Genomic DNA, 23,233 nt, shown 5'->3' with positions numbered 1-23,233 from the left:
CGCCACGAATTCCTTTCCACCTGTTTACGAGAGAACCGATGAACAGTGAGCTGCGTAGTTTTTCCTTGAAGGCGCTCCCCGCGCTGACCCTTGCCGCACTGCTCGCCAGCCTGCTGCCGGGGCTGGCGCAGGCTGCCGAACCGTCCCGACCGGGAACCGTGTTCAAGGACTGCAAGGACTGCCCGGAAATGGTCGTTCTGCCCACCGGCACATTCACCATGGGCACCCCGGACGACGAAGTCGGTCGTGAGCCGGACGAAGGCCCGATGCACCCTGTGACCTTCGCCAAGCCGCTGGCCATCAGCCGTTTCCAGGTGCTCAAGGGGCAATGGGATGCCTACCTGAGCGACACCGGCTACAAGATGCCCGATGGCGACAAGCGCCCCGGCCGCGCGTGCAAGGCCGGGATCCCGGACTACCAGGGCAGCGATCCGAAAAAGCAGTACACCGACCGCCATCCAGCGGTGTGCATGGATTTCAACGAAGCCAACGACTATGTGGCGTGGCTGTCGAAGAAAACCGGCAAGACCTACCGCCTGGTCAGTGAATCCCTGCGTGAATACGCGGCACGCGCCGGCAGCACCGGGCCGTTCCCGTTCCCCTTCGACGAAGGCAAGGAATACAGCATCGCCAAACACGCCAACACCTACGGCGCCGCTGACGGCTACAACTTCACCGCCCCGGCAGGCAGCTTCCCGGCCAACGCCTTTGGCGTCTATGACATGCACGGCAACATCTACGAATGGACGGCCGACTGCTACAACGAAGACTACGAAGGCGCCCCGAGCGACGGCAGCGCCATCACGACCGGCAACTGCAAGGTCCGCCGTATCCGTGGCAACGACTGGGGTGAAGCGCCGGTGTTTTCCCGCTCCGGCAACCGCAACGCGACCTACAGCGACACCCGTGGTGACTGGATCGGTTTTCGCGTGGCGCGGGATCTGTAACAGCCCGGGCAGAGCCCTCTCGCTCGTCGCCTGAGTCCTCGATAAACCCGTGGGTGGCTAAATCGCTGCCCGCGGGTTTCGTCTTTTAACCAGCCCAATCCTTGAAACGTTGCCCTTGCGGGCACTAGAAGCGGAAACCTCCATGACCACAAAATCCCGCGGAGCCATCAGTGAAGTCCTCGGCCTGCTCAAGCCTTACCGGGTCGTCGTGGTGGTGTCGATCCTCCTCGGCATGCTCGGTGGAGTCAGCGTCACCGCCCTGTTGGCGACCATCAACAAAGCCTTGAACGGTGCGACCACCCCGTCGACGGACGTACTGCTCACCTTCGCCGGGCTATGCGTTGCCGCCCTGCTGTGCTCGATCCTGTCGGACATCGGCACCAACCACGTCGGCCAGCACATCATTGCCGGCCTGCGCAAAGCCCTGGGCGAGAAAGTTCTGCTGGCCCCCATCGAACAGATCGAGCGGTTTCGCAGCCATCGCCTGATTCCGGTGCTGACCCACGACGTCGACACCGTCAGCGACTTCGCCTTTTCCTTCGCGCCGCTGGCCATCGCCTTCACGGTCACGCTGGGTTGCCTGGGGTATCTGGCCTACCTGTCGCTGCCCATGTTCGCCCTGCTGCTGGTGGCCATCGTGATCGGCACCGTGGTCCAGTACATCGCCCGCGCCCGTGGCATCAAAGGCTTCGAACAGGCCCGCGAGGCCGAGGACGAATTGCAGAAGCACTACAGCGCCATCGCCGCCGGCGCCAAGGAACTGCGGATTCACCGCCCCCGCCGCCAGCGCATGTTCAGCCAGCGCATCGAAGGCACGGCGGATTCGATCTGCAACACTCACATTCGCTCGATCAACACCTTCGTCGTCGCCAAGACCTTCGGCTCGATGCTGTTCTTCGTCGTGATCGGCCTGGCCCTGGCCCTGCAATCGTTCTGGCTGGGCACCGACAAGGCCGTGCTCAGCGGCTTCGTGCTGGTGTTGCTGTACATGAAAGGGCCACTGGAATACCTGGTCACCACCCTGCCCGTGGTCAGCCGCGCCAACATCGCCTTCAAGCGCATCGCCGAACTGGCGGAACAGTTCTCCTCGCCGGAGCCGCACCTGTTGCTGCGTGAATCGGCGCCGGCAAACAAGACCGCCGTGCAGCAATTGCAAATGCACAACGTCCATTACGCGTTCCCGCCGGTCAAAGGCAGCGCCGCGTTCGAACTGGGCCCGGTCAACCTGAACATCGCCCAGGGCGACATCGTGTTCATAGTCGGTGAAAACGGCGGTGGCAAGACCACTCTGATCAAGCTGCTGCTGGGCCTTTACGCCCCACAACGCGGCGAAGTGCTGCTCAATGGCCAGGTGGTCGACGCCAAGGCCCGCGATGACTACCGCCAGTTGTTCACCACGATCTTTGCCGACTACTACCTGTTCGATGAACTGGTGCAAGGCGATCAGCAAGTACCGGCGGACACCGGCCGCTACCTCGAACGTCTGGAGATCGCTCACAAGGTGAGTATCCAGGACGGCGTGTTCAGCACCACCGACCTGTCCACCGGACAACGCAAGCGCCTGGCGCTGATCAATGCCTGGCTGGAGGAACGCCCGGTGCTGGTGTTCGATGAGTGGGCGGCGGACCAGGACCCGGCGTTCCGCCGGATCTTCTACACCGAACTGCTGCCCGAGCTGAAAAGCCTGGGCAAGACCATCATCGTGATCTCCCACGACGACCGTTATTTCGACATCGCCGATCAATTGGTGCGCATGGAGGGTGGCCGGGTCGTGACCCAGAAAAAGCCGCTCGCCACCGCCTGAGCTTTCACCTTCGAACACCTTCAGCCGCCCGGACGTCGCGTCCCGGCGGCTTTCACCTGAATGTCCAGCGCCGTGGTCGCGACGGCCGACCACTCCGTCCGCGACCACAGCGCCGTCCACCCCCGAGAGCCCGATGAACGACTTACTCGATGATGAGGTACTGGCGCTGCTGATGGCAGATGCCGGCGAACATTCCCAAGGCATTCCTGCCCGCGCCCGTCCGGCCCCGGCACCGCTCTCTTTCGCCCAGCAGCGATTGTGGTTCGTGCAGCAACTGAACCCCGACAGCGCCGCCTACAACTTGCCGCGCGCCGTGCGCATCACAGGCGAGCTGCAACCCTCGCGCCTGGAAGCGGCGCTGAACAAGGTCATCGAGCGCCATGACATCCTGCGCAGCGCCATCGTCGAGATCGACGGCATCGCCATGCAGGTGCTCGACGAACAAGCCACACTGACGCTGGGCCATGAAGACCTGCGCGACCTGAACGCCGAGCAACGGGAACAACAGGTCACCCGCCGCATTCACAGCGAAGCCGGCCGGCCATTCGATCTGGGCCTGGCCCCGTTGATCCGGGCGACGCTGCTGCAGGTCGCGGACGATGAGCACGTGCTGTTGCTGAACATGCACCACATCGCGTCGGACGCCTGGTCCAACGCGATTCTCCTGCAGGATCTGGGACAGGCCTATGCACGCGCCGGTGCCGGCGACCTTTCACCGCTGCGCCGTCCGGGCATTCAATACGCCGATTACGCGACGTGGCAGCGTGGCGAATACCTCGACAGTGCCGCGTGCCGTGCCAGCGCCGAGTACTGGCAGAACTACCTCGGACAGGCCTTGCCGCCCCTCGACATGCCCGTGGACTTCCCCCGCAGCGAGCAGCACAGCCATCCGGCGGGCAAACATGATTTCAGCCTGCCGACGCCTCTGGCCCAAACACTCAACCGGTTCTGCCAGCAACAGGGCCTGACACCGTTCGTGGTCGCACTGGGCGCCTGGCAACTGCTGCTCGCGCGCTACAGCGGCCAGCATGACTTCACCGTGGGCGTGCCCAACGCCACGCGCAATCGCAGCGAAACCCAGGAGCTGGTGGGCTTCTTTGTCAGCACCCAGGTCTACCGTGTACGCATCGACCCGCAATCGCCGGCCAGGGATTTCCTCCAGCGCCTGCGCCAGGAAACCCTGGCCGCGCTGGATCACGCCGACTACCCACTGGAATTGAGCTTCGACGACCTGCAGTTGCAGAGCAGCCAGCAGGTCAATCCGCTGTTTCAAGTGCTGTTCAACTGGCGCACCGACGCGGCCAGCGCGGTGCCGCTGACGCTGGGCGATCTGGCGCTGGACTTCCTTGAAAGCGGCACCCGTCAGGCGAAATTCGACCTGTCGCTGGACGTCAGCTATTCGTTGCGCGGGCTCGACGCCAACATCGAATACAGCAGCGATTTGTACACCCCGGCGACCATCGAGCGGCTGGCCGGGCACTGGCAGAATCTGCTAATGGCCCTCACCGAAGACTCGAACCGCGCCCTTGGCGAACTGCCGCTGTTGAGCGAGGACGAACAGCGCACGCAGCTTGAGCAATGGAACCCGCCCGCCGCCGCGCTACCCGCCGAAGGCGTGCACCAGTTGTTCGAACGCCAGGCCGCAACCACCCCGGACGCGATCGCGCTGATCTGCGACGACGTGCAACTGAGCTACGCCCGGCTCAACTCGGCGGCCAACGCACTGGCGCACAGGCTGATCGAGCGTGAAGTCGGCCCGGAAGTTCGGGTGGGCATCGCTGTGGAACGTTCGGCGCAGATGATCATCAGCCTGCTGGCGGTGCTCAAGGCCGGGGGCGTGTACGTTCCGCTCGACCCTGATTACCCGCAGGATCGCCTGACGTGGATGATCGAAGACAGCGGCCTGAGCGTCCTGCTGACCCAGCGTTCGCTGCTCGAATGCCTGCCTGCGGTGCCGGCGGTCAGCGTCCTGTGCGTCGATGAACTCGACCTGCTTGAGGCGCAGCGCAGCGACAACCCCGTTTGCCGTACACAGAGCAACAACCTCGCCTACGTGATGTTCACCTCCGGCTCCACCGGGCGCCCGAAAGGCGTGGGCATCACTCAGGGCGCGCTGACCCGGCATGCCCGGGTCGCCCTGGAATTCCTCGGCCTGACGCCGCAGGATCGCTCCCTGCAATTTGCCACGTTCAATTTCGACGCCTTTGTCGAACAGCTTTACCCGGCCCTGATCTGTGGCGCTTCGGTGGTATTGCGCGGGCCGGACATCTGGGACAGCGAAACCTGGTATCGCCAGTTGCTCGACAAGCGATTCACCGTCAGCGACCTGACGACCACCTACTGGAACATGCTGGCTCGGGATTTCGCTGCCGCCGGCGAGCGCGACTATGCCGGCCTGCGAATGGTGATCGTCGGTGGCGAGGCCATGCCGCCGGAAGGTGTCGCGGCCTGGGGTCAGGCCGGTCTCGGCCATGTGCGCTTGCTCAACACCTACGGGCCGACGGAAACCACCGTCAGCTCGACCGTGCTCGATTGCAGCGACTACGTCACCGGGCTCACCGCCCTGCCCCGCAGCATGCCGATCGGACGCCCGCTGGGCGGGCGCGCCATCTACCTGCTCGACGCCGGTGGGCAACCGGTGCCGGTGGGCGTGGTCGGCGAACTGGTGATCAGCGGCGAGCTGTTGGCCCGTGGCTACTTCAAGCGACCGGAACTGACGGCCGAACGGTTCATGCCTGACCCGTTCAGTCGTGATGGCGGGCGTCTCTACCGCACCGGCGACCTGGCCCGTCATCGCGCCGACGGCGTCATCGAATACGTCGGCCGTCTCGACCACCAGGTGAAAATTCGCGGGTTCCGCATCGAACTCGGTGAAATCGAAACGAGCCTGCTGCAATCCCCGGCCGTACGCGAAGCGCTGGTCATCGCGCGAGAAGGCTCCGCCGGCCTGCAACTGACCGGTTATGTCGTGGCCAGCGCCGGTGACGCCTTGAACGACACCCAACGCGCCGAACTGCGCGACACCCTCAAGGCCGATCTCAGAAGCCGCTTGCCCGCGTACATGGTGCCCAGCCATCTGATGGTGCTGGACGCCATGCCCGTCAGCCCGAATGGCAAACTGGATCGCAAAGCCCTGCCGTTGCCGGACGTCAGCCAGACACAAGCCGCGTTCAATGCGCCCGAAACAGCGCTGGAAAAAGCCCTCGCCGAACTCTGGCAGGAGTCGCTGAAGGTCGAGCGGGTGGGCCTCGACGACAACTTCTTCGAACTGGGCGGGCATTCGATTCTGGCCATCCAGTTCATCGCTGCGCTCAAGGCACGGCTCGGCATCAAACTGGCGCTGCAACAGATGCTCGCTCACCCGACGATCGAAGCGCTCGCGCGATTCATCGCCCTGGAGCACCAGCAGCAGGCGCAATGCGTGGTCGAGCTCAGCACTGCGGGTTCTTCCGCCCCGCCGCTGTTCTGCCTGCACCCCAGCGGCGGCATCGTGTTCTGCTATCAGCCATTGGCCAAACGCCTGAGTCCCCATGCCCGCACCTTCGGGGTCATGCACAAAGGGTTTGCCGACAAGGATTCGAACGCCCAGACCTGGGCGGAAATGGTCGCCGAATACACCCAGCAGATCGTTGAAAAACAGCCCGTCGGTCCTTATCGACTGATGGGCTGGTCGCTGGGCGGCGCGATTGCCATGGACGTTGCCGCCGAGCTGGAGCGCCAGGGCAAGCGCGTGACGTTCCTCGGTCTGGTCGACACCACGCTGCCGGACAGCGCACTGCCGGCGGATGTGCCGCGCAAACCGCTGGAGGAAGACAACCCGGACCACTTCAGTGCGCGCAACGAACTGTCGGTCGCCGTGGAAATGTTCAGCCTGATGTTCGCCCACCTGGAAGAGCCGGCGGCGCGTTTTATCGCCGACCACCCGGAAGTCGACCTCAAGGGCTTCTACCACTGGGCCAGCCAGCAAGCGTCCACCCGCGAGGAAGACATGGTGGCGACCCTCGAAGCGATCCGTCAGGAAATCATGAACGCCCAGGCATTCTCCATCCATGATCGCCTGGTGAAGTCCTTCGATGCGTTTGCGCTGCCGACCCTCAAGGTCGAGGCCAGTTGCTGGTGGTCGCTGTCCCACAAGACGCTGGAACAGGTGCAGCATTCGGAACAGGTCTTGCGCGAACATACGGTCAGCGGGCAGTTGCAGGGCTCGGTTCATTCACCCCTGCCGCACCGCAGCATGATCTACGGCGAGTCCTTGCTGGAGTCCTTCGAAACGGTGTTTCTGGCCTGTGAGGCCGCACTGCACGACTGATCATCGGGAGCTGTAAAAACAGAAACGCAGAAGCCAGGCTTCTGCGTTTTTTTATGTCCGTTTTCCGATGTGCGTCAGTTCGGGCAATGCCCTGGTCGCAGGCAATAAAAAACCGGCCCGCGCTTCAGGCGCGGGCCGGTTCGATCCAGCAGTTGTCAGTGCATCAGAACTGCGGGGTGTACTTCACGGTGAACATCAGGTTGCGAGGGTCACCGAAGTTGTTGTTGCCATCGAGCTGGTTGTAGCCGGCCGAGATGTACTTCTTGTCGAACAGGTTGTTGGCGTTCACTGCCAGACCGATTTCCGGGCTCAGCTGGTAGCCGACACGGGCGTTCCACACGGTGTAGCCTGCCACGTCGTAGGTACCTTCGTAACCCAGCGTGTGGCTCTGGGTAGTGAAGCCCAGGCCGGTGCTGACACGGCTCCAGTCGCCAGGCAACTGGTAGTTGGCCCACATGCGCAGCATGTGTTTAGGCGTCCAGGTGCTGAACACGCGACCTTCGTTGGTCGGGTCTTCCAGGTACTTGGTGGTGTTGTAGGTGTAACCGGCGAACAACTGCAGGTTCTCTACGACTTCACCGCTGATTTCCGCGTCGATACCCTGGCTGCGAACCTTGCCCGAGGCCTTCGAGCAGTACCAGCCGTCGCACTCCATGCCACCGGCGATGTCGTTGACGGCACGGTTTTCCTGGTCGTAGCGGAAGACGGCCAGGGAGGTGTTGACCCGCCCGTCCATCAGCTCGCCCTTGAGGCCGATTTCGTAGTTGCTGCCGATCACCGGCTTGAGCACGGTGCCGCCGGCATCACGGTTGGTCTGCGGCTGGAACACGTCGGTGTAGCTCGCATACACCGCCCATTCGCGGCTCAGGTCATACACGATACCGGCGTAAGGCGTGACTTCCCCGGTTTCGTTCGAGGTGCTTGGATCGTTGGGGGTAATGCCGCTGCTCGTCTGGGTTTTCGATTTGTAGCTGTAGTCGTACCAGCTGACACGGGAACCGAGCACCAGGGTCAGGTCGTCGACCGGCTTGACTCGCCAGGTGCCGTACAGACCTTTCTGGCGAATGTCGTATTTGCTCAGTGTGCCGCGACCACCTGTGGCGCTGATCAGGCTTTCGTAGCTGATGTCCGGGCGGTTGTGATTGAGGTCGAAGATCGTATCGCTGCTGTTATTGAACGTACGGGCGAGCTGGTCGTCGGTTTCGATCTGGGAAAAGTTGCCCCCCAGCATGACTTCCTGCTGCATCGAGAAGGCTTCGAACTTGCCGTTCAGGTTCATGTCCAGGCCGACCTTGGTGGAGTCGAAATCGGTCACGAAGTCGGCGTACTGCACGCCGGTGCCATCCGCTTCGAGGCCGTCGCCGGCACTTTGTACCCGCTGGTTTTTCGCCTTGTTGCTCTCGGTCATCTGCACCGCGCCGACCTTGAACGCCCAGTCGTCGTTGAAGCGGTGTTCAAGATCCGCATACACCGTCGTGACGTCGATGTCCGAGCTGTTCCAGCGCGAACCGGTGTAGGTCGAACGCTTGATGTCCGGCATCTTGCCGTCGGCGTAGCGTGGCAGGCCGCGAATGCTCGGACGCGAATCGCCGTCGGAACGGCTGACCGCCAGACCCAGGGTGGTGTCGTCGCGCAGATCGATGTCCAGCGCGCCATACAGCGAGAGGGTGCGGCTCCAGTCGTAATCGATGAAGGAGTTGCTCTGATCCTGGTCAGCGACGACACGGCCGCGAATGGTGCCGGCCTGGTTCAGCGGGCCGCCCGCGTCCACTTGCAGGCCGTAGTGATCCCAGGAGCCGGCCTTGCCGGTCACGGTCACGGTCGGTGCGTTCTGGCCGCGCTTGCGCACCAGGTTGATGGCGCCGCCCGGGCTGCCGGTGCCTTGCAGCAGGCCGGAGGCACCGCGCAGGATTTCCAGGCGATCGAAGAAGATCAGGTCCTGGGTCGCCCAGTTGCCCAGCGAGTAGGTGTTACGCGGGATTGGCACACCGTCGTATTGCCAGTCGTCGATCTGGAAACCGCGCGACGACACGATCAGACCCTTGCCGACGCCCTGCAGGCCCACCACACCGGTGGTCTGGTTGAGGGCGTCCTTGAGGTCGACCAGGTCCTGGTCGTCCATTTGTTTACGGGTCATCACCGTGACCGACTGCGGAATTTCCTTCAGGGTGTGGGTGCCCTTGCCGATGGTCACGGCGTTGGAGGTGTACGAGTTGCTGCCTTCGGTGGTCGCGTTCGCATGCTGTGCGCTGATGGTGGTCGCGCCCAGCTCCAGGCCTTCGGTGGCGGTGCCGCGCACCAGCATCAGGGTGTTGCCCTCGAAGCTGTAGCGTACGCCAGTGCCCCTGAGCAATTCGGTGATGGCCGCCTGCGGGCTCATCTTGCCGCTGACACGGGTGCTTTTCAGACCGGCCACGTCATCGGCGTTGTAGATCACTTGCTGGTTGGTCTGCTGACCAAACGCTTGCAGAGCTTGCGGCAGCGATTGCGCAGGGATGTTGATGCTGAACTCTTCAGCCATCACCTGCGAACTGAGCGGCAACACGCAAACCAGTCCCAGCCCGGTCAGCACTCGGCGCGAACGCAGGCTGCGGGACATGACGAGTGCCTTGAACAGAGGTTTCAACTCATGAATTGCTGACATCGTGCTCTCTATTATTGGTCGAAGTGGATAGTCCGATGGGCCGACAGGCCCACCGCCGCCTGCACAGTTGAATCGCCTGCCATGCACGGCCATGGCCGTACAAGGTGTGCGATCGACCGGCCCCTCCCCGGGCGCGGTCCACTGGCGGGACAACGGAAAATTCTTTTTTTGCTGAACAACTCCGGCGCTTGTGGCTACCCTGCCCGACCCGATTTGCTCACATACCTAAGTAAGACGTGGCACCTGCAAAAAACCGGAATGAGTTTATTTATCATTAACGCAAAAGATTAAAAAAAAGGCCGACGCATCAGGCGCCGGCCTTTTTGTTACCTGTTACGTCAACCGTTCTGAGCCGCCTTCGCGGCCTGCAACTGACGCGCCTGCTCAGCCAGCCGCGCCTTGTCTTCCGGGCTCATGGCATCCATGCGCAAACGCACCTGGGCGAGTTTCTCCAACTGACCGGGGCTGCTTTCCACCGCCCGCAAGGCGAGCGCCAGTGACGCCACGGTCGGATGATCGAAGACCAGTCCCGGATGAACATCGCACTGCAACAGCTTGCGAATCCCCGCCACCAGTTTGATCACCAGCAACGAATGGCCGCCGGCTGCAAAAAAGTCGCGATCGATGCCCAGCCGTTCAAGTCCGAGCAATTGCCCCATGCGCGCAGCAAGCAATTGTTCCAGCGCATCACGCGGCGCCTGACCTTCGTCATCCGCCGCACTCGCGGCCAGCTGCTGCAAGGCCTTGCGATCGATCTTGCCGTTGGCCAGCCGCGGGAAGCGTTCGAGCAGCTGCAGGTGTTGCGGCACCATCACACCCGGCAGGCGCGCCGCCAATTCATTGCGCAGCGTCTGCGGCAGATCGCTCGCGACACCCTGCGCAACTACAAAGGCCAGCAGCCCTTGCTCGGCAGAGGCCGCCGGCAATACCAGGGCTTCGCTCACCTGCGGCAGACGCAGCAGTTCGGCTTCGATCTCCGCCAGCTCGATGCGGAACCCGCGCACCTTGACCTGCTGATCGCGACGACCATGCAACTGGATCGACAGATCCGGGCGATAGCGCGCCAGGTCACCGGTGCGATACAGGCGCTGCGCCGGATCGAACGGGCTCTGAATGAACGTCTGTGCATCGACTGGAGCATTGAGGTAGCCCCGGCACAGCTGCGCGCCGCCCAGATACAACTCGCCGATAACGCCTGTTGGCGCCAGCCGCAAATCGGCGTCCAGCACGTAAACCTGATTGTTGCCCAGCACCTGGCTCAACGCCGCGCAGTCCGAAACGTCACCGGACAAGGACAGCGGATGAACCAGCACGCCCACCGTGGCTTCGGTCGGACCGTAATGGTTGAACACCCGGCAGTCACTGCGCAGACGAGCAATGCGCTCGATCAGCGGCGCGGCAATCGGTTCGCCACCCAGAATCAGTGTGCCCGGCACCGTCGCCCGCTCACCGTCGAGCAAGGCCGCCAGGTGCGAAGGCACGATCTTCAGGCAGTCGATCTGCTGTTGTTGCAGGTAGTCGGCGAACAAGGCGCCATCCTGCATCTGCTCATCACTGGCCACATGCAGCGTCGCACCGTTGAACAGGGCACCGAACAACGCGGTGTTGCCCAGGTCCGCCGCCACCGTGGAACTGAAGCCGACGTTGCGGCACGACGCGAGATCCAGCGCCTGGCTGGCCTGCGCCGTGTAGTTGAGCAGTTGCCGGTGCTCGATCACCACCCCTTTTGGCACGCCGGTCGAGCCGGAAGTGAACAGCACATAGGCGATGTCGTTGCCTCGGGTTTCAAGCGCCGGCAGCGGCGCATCTGCCGCCCCGGACACCTCGGCCAGCGTGCTCGCCTTCAGCGGTTGACCTTCCCAGCCGCCCAGATGCGCGGCATCGGTGAGCAACAAACTCGCGCCGGCCTGTTCCAGCATCAGCGCCTGTCGGGCCTGCGGCCACTGCACATCGAGTGGCAAATACGCCGCGCCGATGCGCCATGCGGCGAGCATCGCAATTACCAGATCCGTCGAACGCGGCAGCGCCAGCGCGACAATGGTTTCACGCCCCAGGCCTTGCGCAATCAGACCTTGCGCCAACCGTTCGACCTGTTCTTGCAACTGGCGGTAGCTCAGCTGTTGCTGGCGGTCAGTCAAGGCGATGGCATTCGGAGTCTGGATCGCCCAGTCGGCGATGCGTTGTGGCAGATAGCGGTTGTCCGCCAGCGCCTGCATCGCAGGATTGATCCCCAGCAGACGCCGCGTTTCGGCGGCGCCCAGCAGCTCGAGCTGCGCCAGTTCGGCCTGCGGCCGGGCGACGATGGACGCCAGCAACACACTGAACTGTTCCAGCACGGTTCGTGCCGCTGCCGTCGAATAACGGTCGCCGGCGAAGTTCAGGCGCAATGCTTCCAGGCCGCCAGCGTCGTTCAGTTCGACCTTCAACGACCATTCGAAAGCGTCCCGTTCAACGAGCGCAACAGGAGCCGGCGCCCAGCGCAGGCCGCCGACCGTTTCGGTCCGAGGGGTGTGGCCGAGGGCAAAACCATAGGCCGGACGCGCCGCTTCGGCGGCCAGCTCCGGTGCCCAGTATTCCTGCCACGTGCGTTGCTCTTCCAGCGAGGCGTTCAGCTCGACCAGCCACTGGCTGAACGTTGTCGTACCCGGCAACGCGACGTGCAACGGCAAGGTTTTCTCGAACACCCCGGTGGCGCCGGCGAAATAGTCATAGTCGGCCCGGCTGTCGTGACGCACCCCGACCAGCATCTGCTCACGTCCGCTCAAGCGGGCGAGCAACACCCACCACGCGCCTTGCAGCAGTGTGGTGACAGGTTGTTCCAGCGTGTCAGCCAGGCGCTGCAAACCATCACGCAGCGCGGGTTCCAGCGTCAACGACTGCTGCGCGTCAGCTGCCGAAGCGTCGCCGCTGATTCGCGAAGCCAGCCATGGCGTGGCCGTGTCAGCCTGCACGCCGTGCAGGTGGGTCTGCCAGTAAGTGCGCGCGGTGGCCGCGTCTTCATCGAGCACCACTTCGCTGCGCCATTCCAGGTATTGAGCAAACTCGCCCGCCTCGTCCTCTTCCGTCGCTGGCGCCTGACCATAGGCCTGCTGCAGGTGCTGGCGGATCAGCTTGAGCGTCGGTTCATCGGCACTGTGCCGGGCGACACCCAGCACCAGTTGCCATTGCTGTGGCGCCAGGCGATACAGCACGGCCTGGGTGTTCTGCGATTCACCGATCACGAATGCGCGGTCTGCCCATTCCTTGATCTGCGCCCGGACTTCATCTGCCGACTGCTCGCCGGCCTGCACCGTCAGAGGGAAGCGTTCGGCCCCCTCGGCCCTTTGCCGCCAGCCATGGAAGCCCGCCACCTTGACCAGCCGCGCCAGCAGCATCGGCTGTTGTGCCAGCACCGCGTCCAGCGCCACTTGCAGGCGTTGCGGGTCGAGATCACCGTCGATGACCAGACTCAGCCAGCGCAGCGCCTCACCGCAAGTCGCCGTTGTCGACAACCGTTCAAGTAGCGCCTGCTGCTCGGGGGTCAGGGCGAAACCCGGATCCTGCGCGTCCATCGATACGTCGTTCATGCTCCGGTTTCCTCGGTGTTCAATGCGTCCTGGGCGTTCGGCTCGGTCGACGCCGGGCGTGCAAGGCTGCTGTGGTCGTACATGTCACCCATGGCGACGACGATTTTGCGCGGCCCCTCGAAAGGATCGCGGGCATGGGCCACCAGCATGTTGTCGAGCAGGATCACATCGCCCTTCTGCCAGTCGAAACGCACCGCGCACTCCTCGTACAGATCGCCGATGCGCTGCATCACTTCATCTTCGATCGGTGTGCCGTCGCCGTAGAACACATGACGCGGCATGCGCTCCAGGCCGAACATCGACAGCAGGTCTTCACGCACATCCGGCTCCAGCCAGTAGATGTGGTGCAGTTGCACCTGGTTGAAGAACGATTTCGCGCCAGTGACCGGGTGACGGATCACCGCCGGCCCCGGAGTGCGGGTCTGCAACTCGTTGTTGTCGAGCCAGCGCCACTGGATGCCGCCGGCCTTGCAACGGGCCTCGACTTCGGCGCGGTCTTCGGTCTTGAAGAAGTGCTGCCACGACACATCGAGGTTGTCGGTGAAGGTGCGCACATAGAGCAAGCCTTTGGACTCGAACTTGTCGCGCAGGTCCGCCGGCAGCTTTTCGTACATCAACCGGCAATCCACCACCGGCGTCGCACCACCGATCGGCGCGGCCACTTCGCAATAGAACATCTGTTTGCGCGGCCAGCGATCCTGATGGGAGCTCTCGTTGTGGAACAGGATCATCTTGCGTTCCGGGTACGGCGTGGAGCGATAGGTGTTCTTGCCGCCCTCTTTCTTCGGCAGGTCGCCGTACTGCCCGTACAGCCCCGGCTGGACCGCTTCGGCGAAGGCTTCGAAACCCTGGATGCCATCCAGCTCGAAACCGCGGAACAGGATGCCGGCGTGTTCGGCCAGCTTCTGCTCGATCAAGGGCCGGTTGTGGTGGATCCACTCGACCAGATCCAGTTGCGGCTCGTTCGGCTCCATCAGCAGCGGGAACGGCTGTGGCGCGCACAGCAGCGATTCACGCACAGGCTGCGGGCGAACCCTGGCGACCGGGGTGGCGGAACGTTTGAGGAACTTGCCGAGCTTGTCGGCCTTGGCTCCGGGGGCGGCGGTGGGCGCGGTGGCCACTGCGCGGTTGTCGACTGGCATGCTGATAGCTCCCAATTGAATGTCCTGATCAGCGACGATCTGTTCCAACAGGGCTATCCAGGCCTTGACCAGGTACTGAATGCGCTCGTGTCCGAACAAGGTTGTGGCGAATTGCCAATTACCCAGCAATTGCCCTTCTTCTTCGTCAACGAACAATGCCATGTCGAATTTAGAATGGGTCTGCAGTGCCGCCAGCGGTTCGACGCTCAGGCCACCCATCGATTGCGTGCGTCCCGGCAGGTTGTTCATTACGAACAACACCTGCACCAGCGGGTTCATGCCCTTGTGGCGCGGCACGCCACAGGACTCGACGATCATGTCCAGCGGCAGGTCCTGATGCTCCAGCGCGCCCAGCAGATTGTCCTGGGTGCCGGCGAGGAATGCCGAGAACCGTGTTTGCGCATCGAAGCGCGAGCGCAGCGGCAGCACGTTGACGAAGAACCCGATCAGCCGCTCCAGCTCCGGCTGCTCGCGCCCGGCGACGTCGGCGCCGACCAGCACATCGTCACCGCCGCCAAACCGGTGCAACAACACCTGGAACGACGCCAGCAGCGTGCTGTACAAGGTCACGCCGGCTTCACCCGACAACTTGCGCAAGGCCTGGCTCAAGTCCGGCGTCAGACGGAACTGCACCGCATCGCCGTCGTAGGACGCGGTCTGCCCGCGCGGTTTGTCCAGCGGCAGATCGAGCTGGCCGCTGTAGCCGCCCAGCCGCTCTTTCCAGTACGCCGCCTGCTGGCCGAGAATCCCGCGCTGTTCAAGCGCCTGCTGCCACAGGGCAAAGTCGGAATACTGCACCTCGAGTGCCGGCAGTGGCGTCGCGTCGCCGATCTTGTCCAGTTCGTGGATCTGCACCAGTTCATTGATCAGCACGCCCATCGACCAGCCATCGGAGATGATGTGGTGCATCGAGAACAACAGCACATGCTCGGTGGCTGACAGATGCAGGATCCGTCCACGCCATAGCGGCGCCTGTTCCAGGTTGATCGGTGTACGGGCATTGTCCAGCGCCGCCTGCGCCACGTGTTCTTCCTGGGCGCTGCGAGACAGGCCAGACAAATCGATGACCGGGAAATCCACCTCGACCTGCTCGCAGATCACGGCAATCGGATCACCCTCATCATCCTGGGAGTACGCCGTGCGCAGCACCTCATGCCGTTGCACGACCTTGGCAAAGCTGTTCACGAACCGCTCCACCGACATCTCGCCGCGCAAGCGCAAGGCCAGCGGCATGCCGTAGGCGGAACTGCCACCGGACAACTGCTCGGCCACCCACAGGCGACGCTGCACCAGCGACAACGGTGCCGTGTGTTTACTGCCGAAAGCCTTGAGCGGCACGCTTTGACTGCCCGCGCCGACATCCGCCTGGGCCTGATTCATCCAGGCCGCCAGGTCCTTCAGTCGCGGATGGTTGAACAGATCCCGCAGGCTCAACGGGCTGCTGCTCAGTTTGCGCAAGCGCGAGATCGCCTGCGTCGCCAGCAGCGAATGGCCGCCCAGTTCGAAGAAGTGATCCTCACGCCCCACGCGATCGAGTTCCAGAACGTTCTGCCAGATCGTCGCGATCTGCTGTTCCAGCGCACCAACCGGCGCGACAAACTCACCGCTCGCGGCGCCCGCCTCGACGCCAGGCAAGGCCTTGCGATCGATCTTGCCGTTGGGGGTCAGCGGCAGGCTGGCGAGGAACAGCAAATGGGCCGGGATCATGTAGTCCGGCAAGTGCTCCTTGAGCCGCGCCTTGAGCTCATCACGCCATGCGCCCTGAGTGCTGGCATCGGCGCCGGCCACGGACGGATCCGCAAACACGACATAAGCCACCAGTTGCGCGCTCGCCGCCCCCGGCTGCGCGATCACCAGCGACTGCTGCACGCCCGGCACCTGCACCAGACGGGCCTCGATTTCACCGAGTTCGATACGGAATCCGCGGATCTTCACCTGATGGTCGATACGGCCGACGTACTGCAAGGTGCCGTCGGCCTGATAACGGGTCAGGTCACCGGTGCGGTACAAACGTTCGCCATTGCCGGCGAACGGGTTGGGCACGAACTTCTCGGCCGTCATCGCCGCGCGGCCCAGGTAGCCACGGGTAACCCCGGCGCCAGCCAGATACAGCTCGGCGGCGACACCCAGCGGTGCCGGTTGCAGGTCGGCGCCCAGCAGGTAACTGGCGGTGCCGGTCAACGGCCGGCCGATGTTCGCCTGACCACTCGCCTGGCGACGGGTCCAGGTCGAATAGGTGGTGTCTTCCGACGGGCCGTAGAGATCGTAAACGTGCGCGATGCTCGCCTGCCGGTACAGCGTGTCCACCAGGCTTTGCTTGAGCGGCTCACCGGCCAGATTGACGATGCGCACGCTCGACGGAATATCGCCGGCGTCCTGCAAGGCATTGATTGCCGACGGCACGGTGTTGATCAGGCGCACCTGATCCCGGGCCGGCAGGTTCGGCAGTTCCAGAGCGTTGCGGGCGATGATCAGCGAGCCGCCGTTGGCCAGGGTCACGAACAGCTCCCACACCGACAGGTCGAAGCACACCGAAGTCGATGCCAGCACCCCTTGAATATCGTCGCGGCTGTAGACGCCCTTCGACCAGTCGATCAGCGCCTGCACGTTGCGATGGGTGATCGACACGCCTTTCGGTTTGCCGGTGGAACCGGAGGTGTAGATCACGTACGCAAGGTTGTCAGCGGTCACGGCGGTGGTCGGCGCCTGACTGCCATAAGCCGTCAGGTCCAGGTGATCCACGCGCAGCACCTGAGTGTCGCCGCTGACCTGGAGTTGCGCGGCTACCTCGGTCTCGGTCAGCAGCACCAGGGCACGGCTGTCTTCGAGCATGTAGGTCACGCGATCCGCCGGGTAATCCGGGTCCAGCGGAACGTAGGCGCCGCCGGCCTTGAGCACGGCGAGCAAAGCAACCAACAGGCTGTCGGAGCGCTGCATGGCCACGCCGACCCGCACTTCCGGGCCGACCCCGGACTCGATCAACTTGTGCGCCAGACGGTTGGCCCGGGCATCGATTTCACGGTAACTGAACGCCTGCCGTGCAAACGTCACGGCCAATGCATCCGGTTGGGCAGCGACCTGACGGTCGATCATCTGATGGATGCACAGCGCCTCGACGTTGGTGCTTTCGATACGGTTCCAGTCACGCAAGATCAGTTGCTGTTCGGCGACTTCCAGCAGGTTCAACTCACCCAGGCAACGCTCGGCATTGACGCTCATCTGCGTCAGCAGTTGCTGCAACTGGCTCGCCAGTTTCACCACGGAGCTGGCGGCGAAACGGTTGTTCTGATAACCGAAGTGCACGGTCATCTGCTCGTCGAGGTTGACCATCAGCGTCAGCGGGTAACTGGTCTGCTCGTAACGGTCGGCCTCGCCGAACTTCAGATCCCGGGATTCGGCCTGTTGCAAGGCCTCGGCGATCGGGTAGTTCTCGAACACCAGAATGTTGTCGAACAGCGCTTCACCGCCTTGCCCGGCCCAACGCTGGATGTCGAACAGCGGCGTGTGTTCCTGCTCGCGCAGCAGCAGGTTCTGGGCCTGCACCTGTTGCAGCCATTCGGACAACCGTTGCTCGGCGCGCGGGCTGGCGATTACCGGCAAGGTGTTGATGAACAGACCGATCTGCCCCTCGACCCCGCTCAACTGTGCCGGACGCCCGGACACCGTGGCGCCGAAGCTGACGGTCGACTGGCCGGTGTAACGTTGCAACAGCAACAGCCACGCCGCCTGCACCAGGGTGTTGACCGTGACTTTCTGCGTGCGAGCGACCCGGTTCAGGTCAGCGGTCGCCACCGTGTCCAGGGTCAGCAGGTATTCGCCTTGCCCGATGACGGTTGAATCGTCCGTGCGTGGCAGGCTGTCGGCCAGATAGGTCGGTGCGTCGAAGTCGGCCAGTTGGCCCTTCCAGAAGTTCTCCGTGACCTGCGCGTCCTGCTGCGCCAGCCACTGGATGTAATCGCGATAACGACCGGCACCGGCAACCGGGGCCACGCCGTGGTAGCGCTGCAACACTTCGCCCAGCAGCTGCGAGTTACTCCAGCCGTCCATCAGGATGTGATGGCTGGTGTAGATCAGGTGATAGCGTGCGGCGGCGACTTGCACCACCACCAGACGCAGCAGCGGTGCACTGCGCAGATCGAAGCCCTGCTCCCGTTGCGCCTGTTCCAGTTCACTCAAGGCCGGGTCCAGATCGCTACGCTCGCGCCAGTCCAGCACAGTGAACGGCACCGACAGATCCTTGTGCACCACTTGCAGCGGACGGCTGAACTCACCTTCCCAGACAAAACCGCTGCGCAGTACGTCGTGAGCATCCAGTGCCGCTTGCCACGCATCGCGGAAGCGCTCGACCTGCAGGCCTTCGACGGCCACGCACATCTGGTTGATGTAATCGCCCGCCTGCTGCTCGTACAGGCTGTGGAACAGCATGCCCTGCTGCATCGGCGACAGCGGATACAGATCCTGCACATCCCGCGCCGGGATCGGCAGCGTGTCGAGCTGCGCCTGCGTCACGCCGGCCAGCGGGAAGTCCGAAGGCGTCAGGCCTTCGCTTCCCGGGGTCAGGCAATGGCCGATCAACGCCGCGAGTTCGTCGGCGTAATCCCGTGCAAGCCCTTCGATGGTCGAGCTGTCGAAGCGCTCCGGACTGAAGGTCCAGCCCACCCGCAACTCGCCGCCATAGACCTGACCGTTGAGGGTCAGCCAGTTGCCCAGCGGCGCATCCGGGCTCTGATCGAGTCCGGCGTTCTCCGGCGTCGGCGCGAACAGCGCGCCATCGTCGCCTTCGAAACTGCCGTCGAACTGGCCGAGGTAGTTGAAGGTGATGCGCGGGGTCGGCAAGGCCTTCAGGCTGCCTTGCGCCTGAGCATCGCCAAGGTGACGCAATGCGCCGAAACCGATGCCCTTGTTCGGGATCGAGCGCAGTTGTTCCTTGATCTGCTTGATCGAATCGCCCGCCCCTTCGGCCGGGGTCAGACGCACCGGGAACAGGCTGGTGAACCAGCCCACGGTGCGGGTCAGGTCGACGCCGTCGAACAGCTCTTCACGACCGTGACCTTCCAGCTGAATCAAGGTCGATGCGTGCCCGCTCCAGCGCCCGATGACCCGGGCCAGCGCGGTCAGCAGCAGGTCGTTGACCTGGGTGCGATAGGCCGCCGGAGCTTCTTGCAGCAGTTGCCGGGTCAGTTCCGCGCTGAGGCGAGTCTGCACGGTCTGCGCCAGACGGTTCTGTTGGCCGGCGTCAAGGCGTTTGCTTGGCAGATCGGTGCTGACGTCGCTCAGGCAGGCCTGCCAGTACGCCAGTTCTTCCTGCAACGCCGGGCCGTTGGCGTAGCGCTGCAAATGTTCGCTCCAGTCCTTGAAGGCGCTGGTCTTGGCCGGCAGGTTCAGGGCCTGACCGTTGATGGCTTGCTGATAAGCGCTTTGCAGGTCTTCCAGCAGAATCCGCCACGACACGCCGTCCACTGCCAGGTGATGAATCACCAGCAACAGACGTTGCGTGCCGTCAGCCAGGTTGGCCAGCACCGCCCGCAGCAACGGGCCGTTTTGCAGGTCGAGGCTGCGCTGAGCGCGGTTGCCCAACGCTTCAAGCTCCGCGATATCGGCAATGGTTTCCTGCCAGAGCAGGTCTTGCGCCAATGCGTCCACCGCCAGGTGTTCGGCCTGCCAGACGCTGCCCTGCTGGCTGAAGCTCAGACGCAAGGCATCGTGATGAATGACCAGCGCTCGCAGCAACTGCTCAAGCTTGTCGGCCGCCAGCCGTTGATTCGGCTTGAGCAGCACCGACTGGTTCCAGTGGTGACGCTCGGGGATTTCATCTTCGAAGAACTGCTGCTGAATCGGCAGCAGCAAAGCCGGGCCGGTGACCGGTTGCTGATCGATGGTCGACTCGCTGTCACCGATCTGCGCCACCAGTGCCAGACGCTGGATGGTCTGGTGCAGGAACAGGTCTTTGGGATTCAGGCGGATACCGGCCTGACGGGCACGGCTGACCACCTGGATCGAGATGATCGAATCGCCGCCCAGCTCGAAGAAGTTGTCGTTCAGACCGACTTGCGGCAGCTTCAGCACGTCTTGCCAGATCTCGGCCAGACGCTGTTCCAGCTCGCTTTGTGGTGCCTGATAAACCTGCTGCGCCTGGCTCGCGTCCGGCGACGGCAAGGCATTGCGGTTGAGTTTGCCGTTGGCGGTCAGTGGCAATTGTTCGAGCAGCAACAGGTGTGCCGGAATCATGTGATCCGGCAGGTTTTCTTTGAGTTCGGCGCGCACGCGGTCGCGCCACTCGGCGTGTTCGACGGCACTGGCTTGCAGCACCTCGGCGTCGCTCGGCACCAGGTACGCCACCAGTTGCTGACCGCTCAAACCCGGTTGCGCCAGCACCACGGCCTGGCGCACGGCGGATTGCTCCAGCAACTGCGCTTCGATTTCGCCGAGCTCGATGCGGAAGCCGCGAATCTTCACCTGATGGTCGATCCGGCCGATGTACTCGATCACGCCGTCGGCGCGGTAGCGCGCCAGGTCACCGGTGCGGTACAGGCGCCCGCCATCGGCGGCAAACGGATCGGGAATGAAGCGCAGCGTGGTCAGGTCGGGACGGTTCAGATAACCCCGGGCCAGACCGGCACGACCGACGTACAGCTCGCCGATGCACCCCTTGGCCACCGGGTTCAGGTCGCCATCGAGCAAGTACCACGACAGGTCCGGAATCGGCTCGCCGATCGGACTGCTGGCGTCGCGTTGCAGGTCTGCCAGGGAGATCGGCCGATACGTCACATGGACCGTGGTTTCGGTGATGCCGTACATGTTGATCAGTTGCGGGGCCCGGTCGCCGAAACGCTCGAACCATGGGCGCAGGCTCTTGACCTCCAGCGCCTCGCCGCCGAACACCACGTAACGCAGCGACGGTTGCGCCGCTGCGTGTTCCGGGGCGCACGCCACTTGCATCAGTTGCTTGAACGCCGACGGTGTCTGGTTGAGCACCGTGATCCCTTCGCGGCACAGCAGACCGTAGAAATCTTCCGGCGAACGACTGGTTTCGTAAGGCACCACCACCAGTTTGCCGCCGTACAGCAGCGCCCCGAAAATCTCCCACACCGAGAAGTCGAACGCGTAGGAATGGAACAGGCTCCACACGTCCTGCGGGCCGAAGTCGAACCATGCGTCGGTGGCTTCGAACAGGCGCAGCACGTTGCGGTGGGCCAGCAAGGTGCCCTTCGGCTGGCCGGTGGAACCGGAGGTGTAGATCACGTAAGCCAGGTTGTCCGGGCTCATGGTCACTTGCGGATTGGCGTCGCTGTAGCTTTCCAGACCATCGCGATCCTGATCGAGCATCAGGCTGCGCACCGAGTCCGGCACCGGCAGACGGCCGAACAGATGACTCTGGGTCAGCAGCAGGCCGATGCCGCTGTCGCCGATCATGTAGGCCAGGCGCTCTTCGGGATAGCTCGGGTCGAGCGGCACGTAGGCACCGCCGGCCTTGAGGATCGCCAACAGGCCGACCAGCATGTCCAGGCTGCGCTCCACCGCCAGGCCGACGCGCACGTCCGGGCCGACACCGCAGTCGATCAGCTTGTGGGCCAACTGGTTGGCACGGCTGTTCAGTTCACCGTAGCTCAAGACCTGCTCGCCATAGGTCACGGCAACCGCCTGCGGCGCACGTTCGGCCTGGGCTTCGATCAGCGTGTGCAGGCAGCGCTCGCTCGGGAAATCGACGGTGGCCGGGTTCCATTGCAACAGCGTGGCCTGGTGCTCGGCGGCGTCATGCAACAGCAGTTCGGCGATGCGTTGTCCGGCGTCGGCGACGATGCCGTTCAGCAGGTTGAGCCAGTGGCCGGACAGTCGGGTAATGGTCTCGCCATCGAACAGGTCGGTGGCGTAGGTCAGCTCGGCCCAGACGTTGTCCGTCGATTCGAACGTATTCAGGGTCAGGTCGAACTGAGCAGTGTTGGAAGCCCAGTTCAAGCCTTCGATGGCAATCTTCGGCAGGCGGGTTGCGCCCTCGGTCTGCCGCGCCTGGCTCTGGTGGTTGTGCAGCACCTGGAACAGCGGGCTGTGGCTCAAGCTGCGTTCCGGTTGCAGCGCATCGACCAGTTGCTCGAACGGCAGATCCTGATGGGCCTGGGCACCGAGCACGGTGTTTTTCACCTGCTGCAACAGACTGCGGAAAGATTGCTGGCTGTCGAACTCGGCCTTCAACACCTGAGTGTTGACGAAGAAACCGATCAGGCCTTCGGTTTCGACCCGGTTGCGGTTGGCCACCGGCACGCCGACGCGGATGTCGGCCTGACCGCTGTAGCGGTGCAGCAAGGTCTGGAACGAGGCCAGCAACAGCGCGAACAGGGTGACGTTTTCCCGTTGTGCGACCTGCTTGAGGGCACTCGCCAGTTCGAGACTGAGCGGGATGTCCTGGCGCGCCCCGCGATAGCTTTGCTCGGGAGGACGCGGACGATCGGTCGGCAACTCCAGCAACGGCTGATCGCCGTCACCCAGTTGCGCGGTCCAGTAATTCAGTTGACGCTCGCGCTCGCCGGCGTCCATCCACTGCCGCTGCCACACGGCGTAGTCGGCGTATTGCACCGGCAACGCCGGCAACTCGGCGGCGCGGCCTTGACTGTAAGCGGCATACAGCGCGATCAGCTCATTGACCATCACACCCATCGACCAGCCATCGGAGACGATGTGATGCAGGGTGATGACCAGCGCATGGTCATCGACGGCCAGGCGCAACAGCTTGACCCGCAGCAACGGGCCCTGCTGGAGATTGAACAGGTGCAGGGTTTCTTCCGCAACCAGTGCTTGCAGCGCCGCATCGTCCAGATCGGCGGCA

General features: G+C 63.5%; 6 protein-coding genes (1 of these 6 cut by a window edge). 3 read left to right on the top strand and 3 right to left on the bottom strand.

The annotated features are described in order from the left end of the window. The first annotated feature begins 38 nt into the window (after positions 1-38). The 3 genes from pvdO to QR290_RS10800 all read left to right on the top strand — a co-directional run bounded on the left by pvdO (position 39) and on the right by QR290_RS10800 (position 7,060). Entirely contained in the window at positions 39-947 is a 909-nt protein-coding gene (pvdO, locus tag QR290_RS10810; protein ID WP_115077182.1) for a dihydropyoverdine dehydrogenase, read from the top strand. A gap of 142 nt (positions 948-1,089) precedes the next feature. Continuing rightward, on the top strand, positions 1,090-2,751 hold the full coding sequence (locus tag QR290_RS10805) for a cyclic peptide export ABC transporter (RefSeq protein WP_289204873.1): 1,662 nt from the start codon (positions 1,090-1,092) through the stop codon (positions 2,749-2,751). Between the two features lie 133 nt (positions 2,752-2,884). Continuing rightward, on the top strand, positions 2,885-7,060 hold the full coding sequence (locus QR290_RS10800) for an amino acid adenylation domain-containing protein (RefSeq protein WP_289204872.1): 4,176 nt from the start codon (positions 2,885-2,887) through the stop codon (positions 7,058-7,060). A 163-nt stretch (positions 7,061-7,223) separates the two neighbouring features. On the opposite strand, the gene QR290_RS10795 is transcribed toward QR290_RS10800, so the two are convergent. The 3 genes from QR290_RS10795 to QR290_RS10785 form a co-directional block, all read right to left on the bottom strand. Continuing rightward, a complete protein-coding gene (locus QR290_RS10795) occupies positions 7,224-9,704 on the bottom strand; it encodes a TonB-dependent siderophore receptor (protein WP_289204871.1) in 2,481 nt (826 codons plus the stop codon). Positions 9,705-10,042: 338 nt separating this feature from the next. Beyond that, positions 10,043-13,270, bottom strand: a complete 3,228-nt coding sequence (locus tag QR290_RS10790; protein ID WP_289204870.1) for a non-ribosomal peptide synthetase — start codon at positions 13,268-13,270, stop codon at positions 10,043-10,045. After that, positions 13,267-23,233 carry the 3' portion of a non-ribosomal peptide synthase/polyketide synthase gene (locus QR290_RS10785; protein ID WP_289204869.1) on the bottom strand. Its footprint extends 3,578 nt past the window's final position, so 9,967 of the gene's 13,545 nt are visible here — the last part of the coding sequence; the start codon falls outside the window, past its right edge; the stop codon is at positions 13,267-13,269. Before QR290_RS10785 ends, QR290_RS10790 begins: the two co-directional genes overlap by 4 nt.

Source organism: Pseudomonas fluorescens (assembly GCF_030344995.1).
In the GTDB taxonomy this organism is placed as follows: domain Bacteria; phylum Pseudomonadota; class Gammaproteobacteria; order Pseudomonadales; family Pseudomonadaceae; genus Aquipseudomonas; species Aquipseudomonas fluorescens_BF.
The sequence above is the reverse complement of the archived record's forward strand: the minus strand, read 5'-3'. Positions and strand labels throughout refer to the sequence as shown.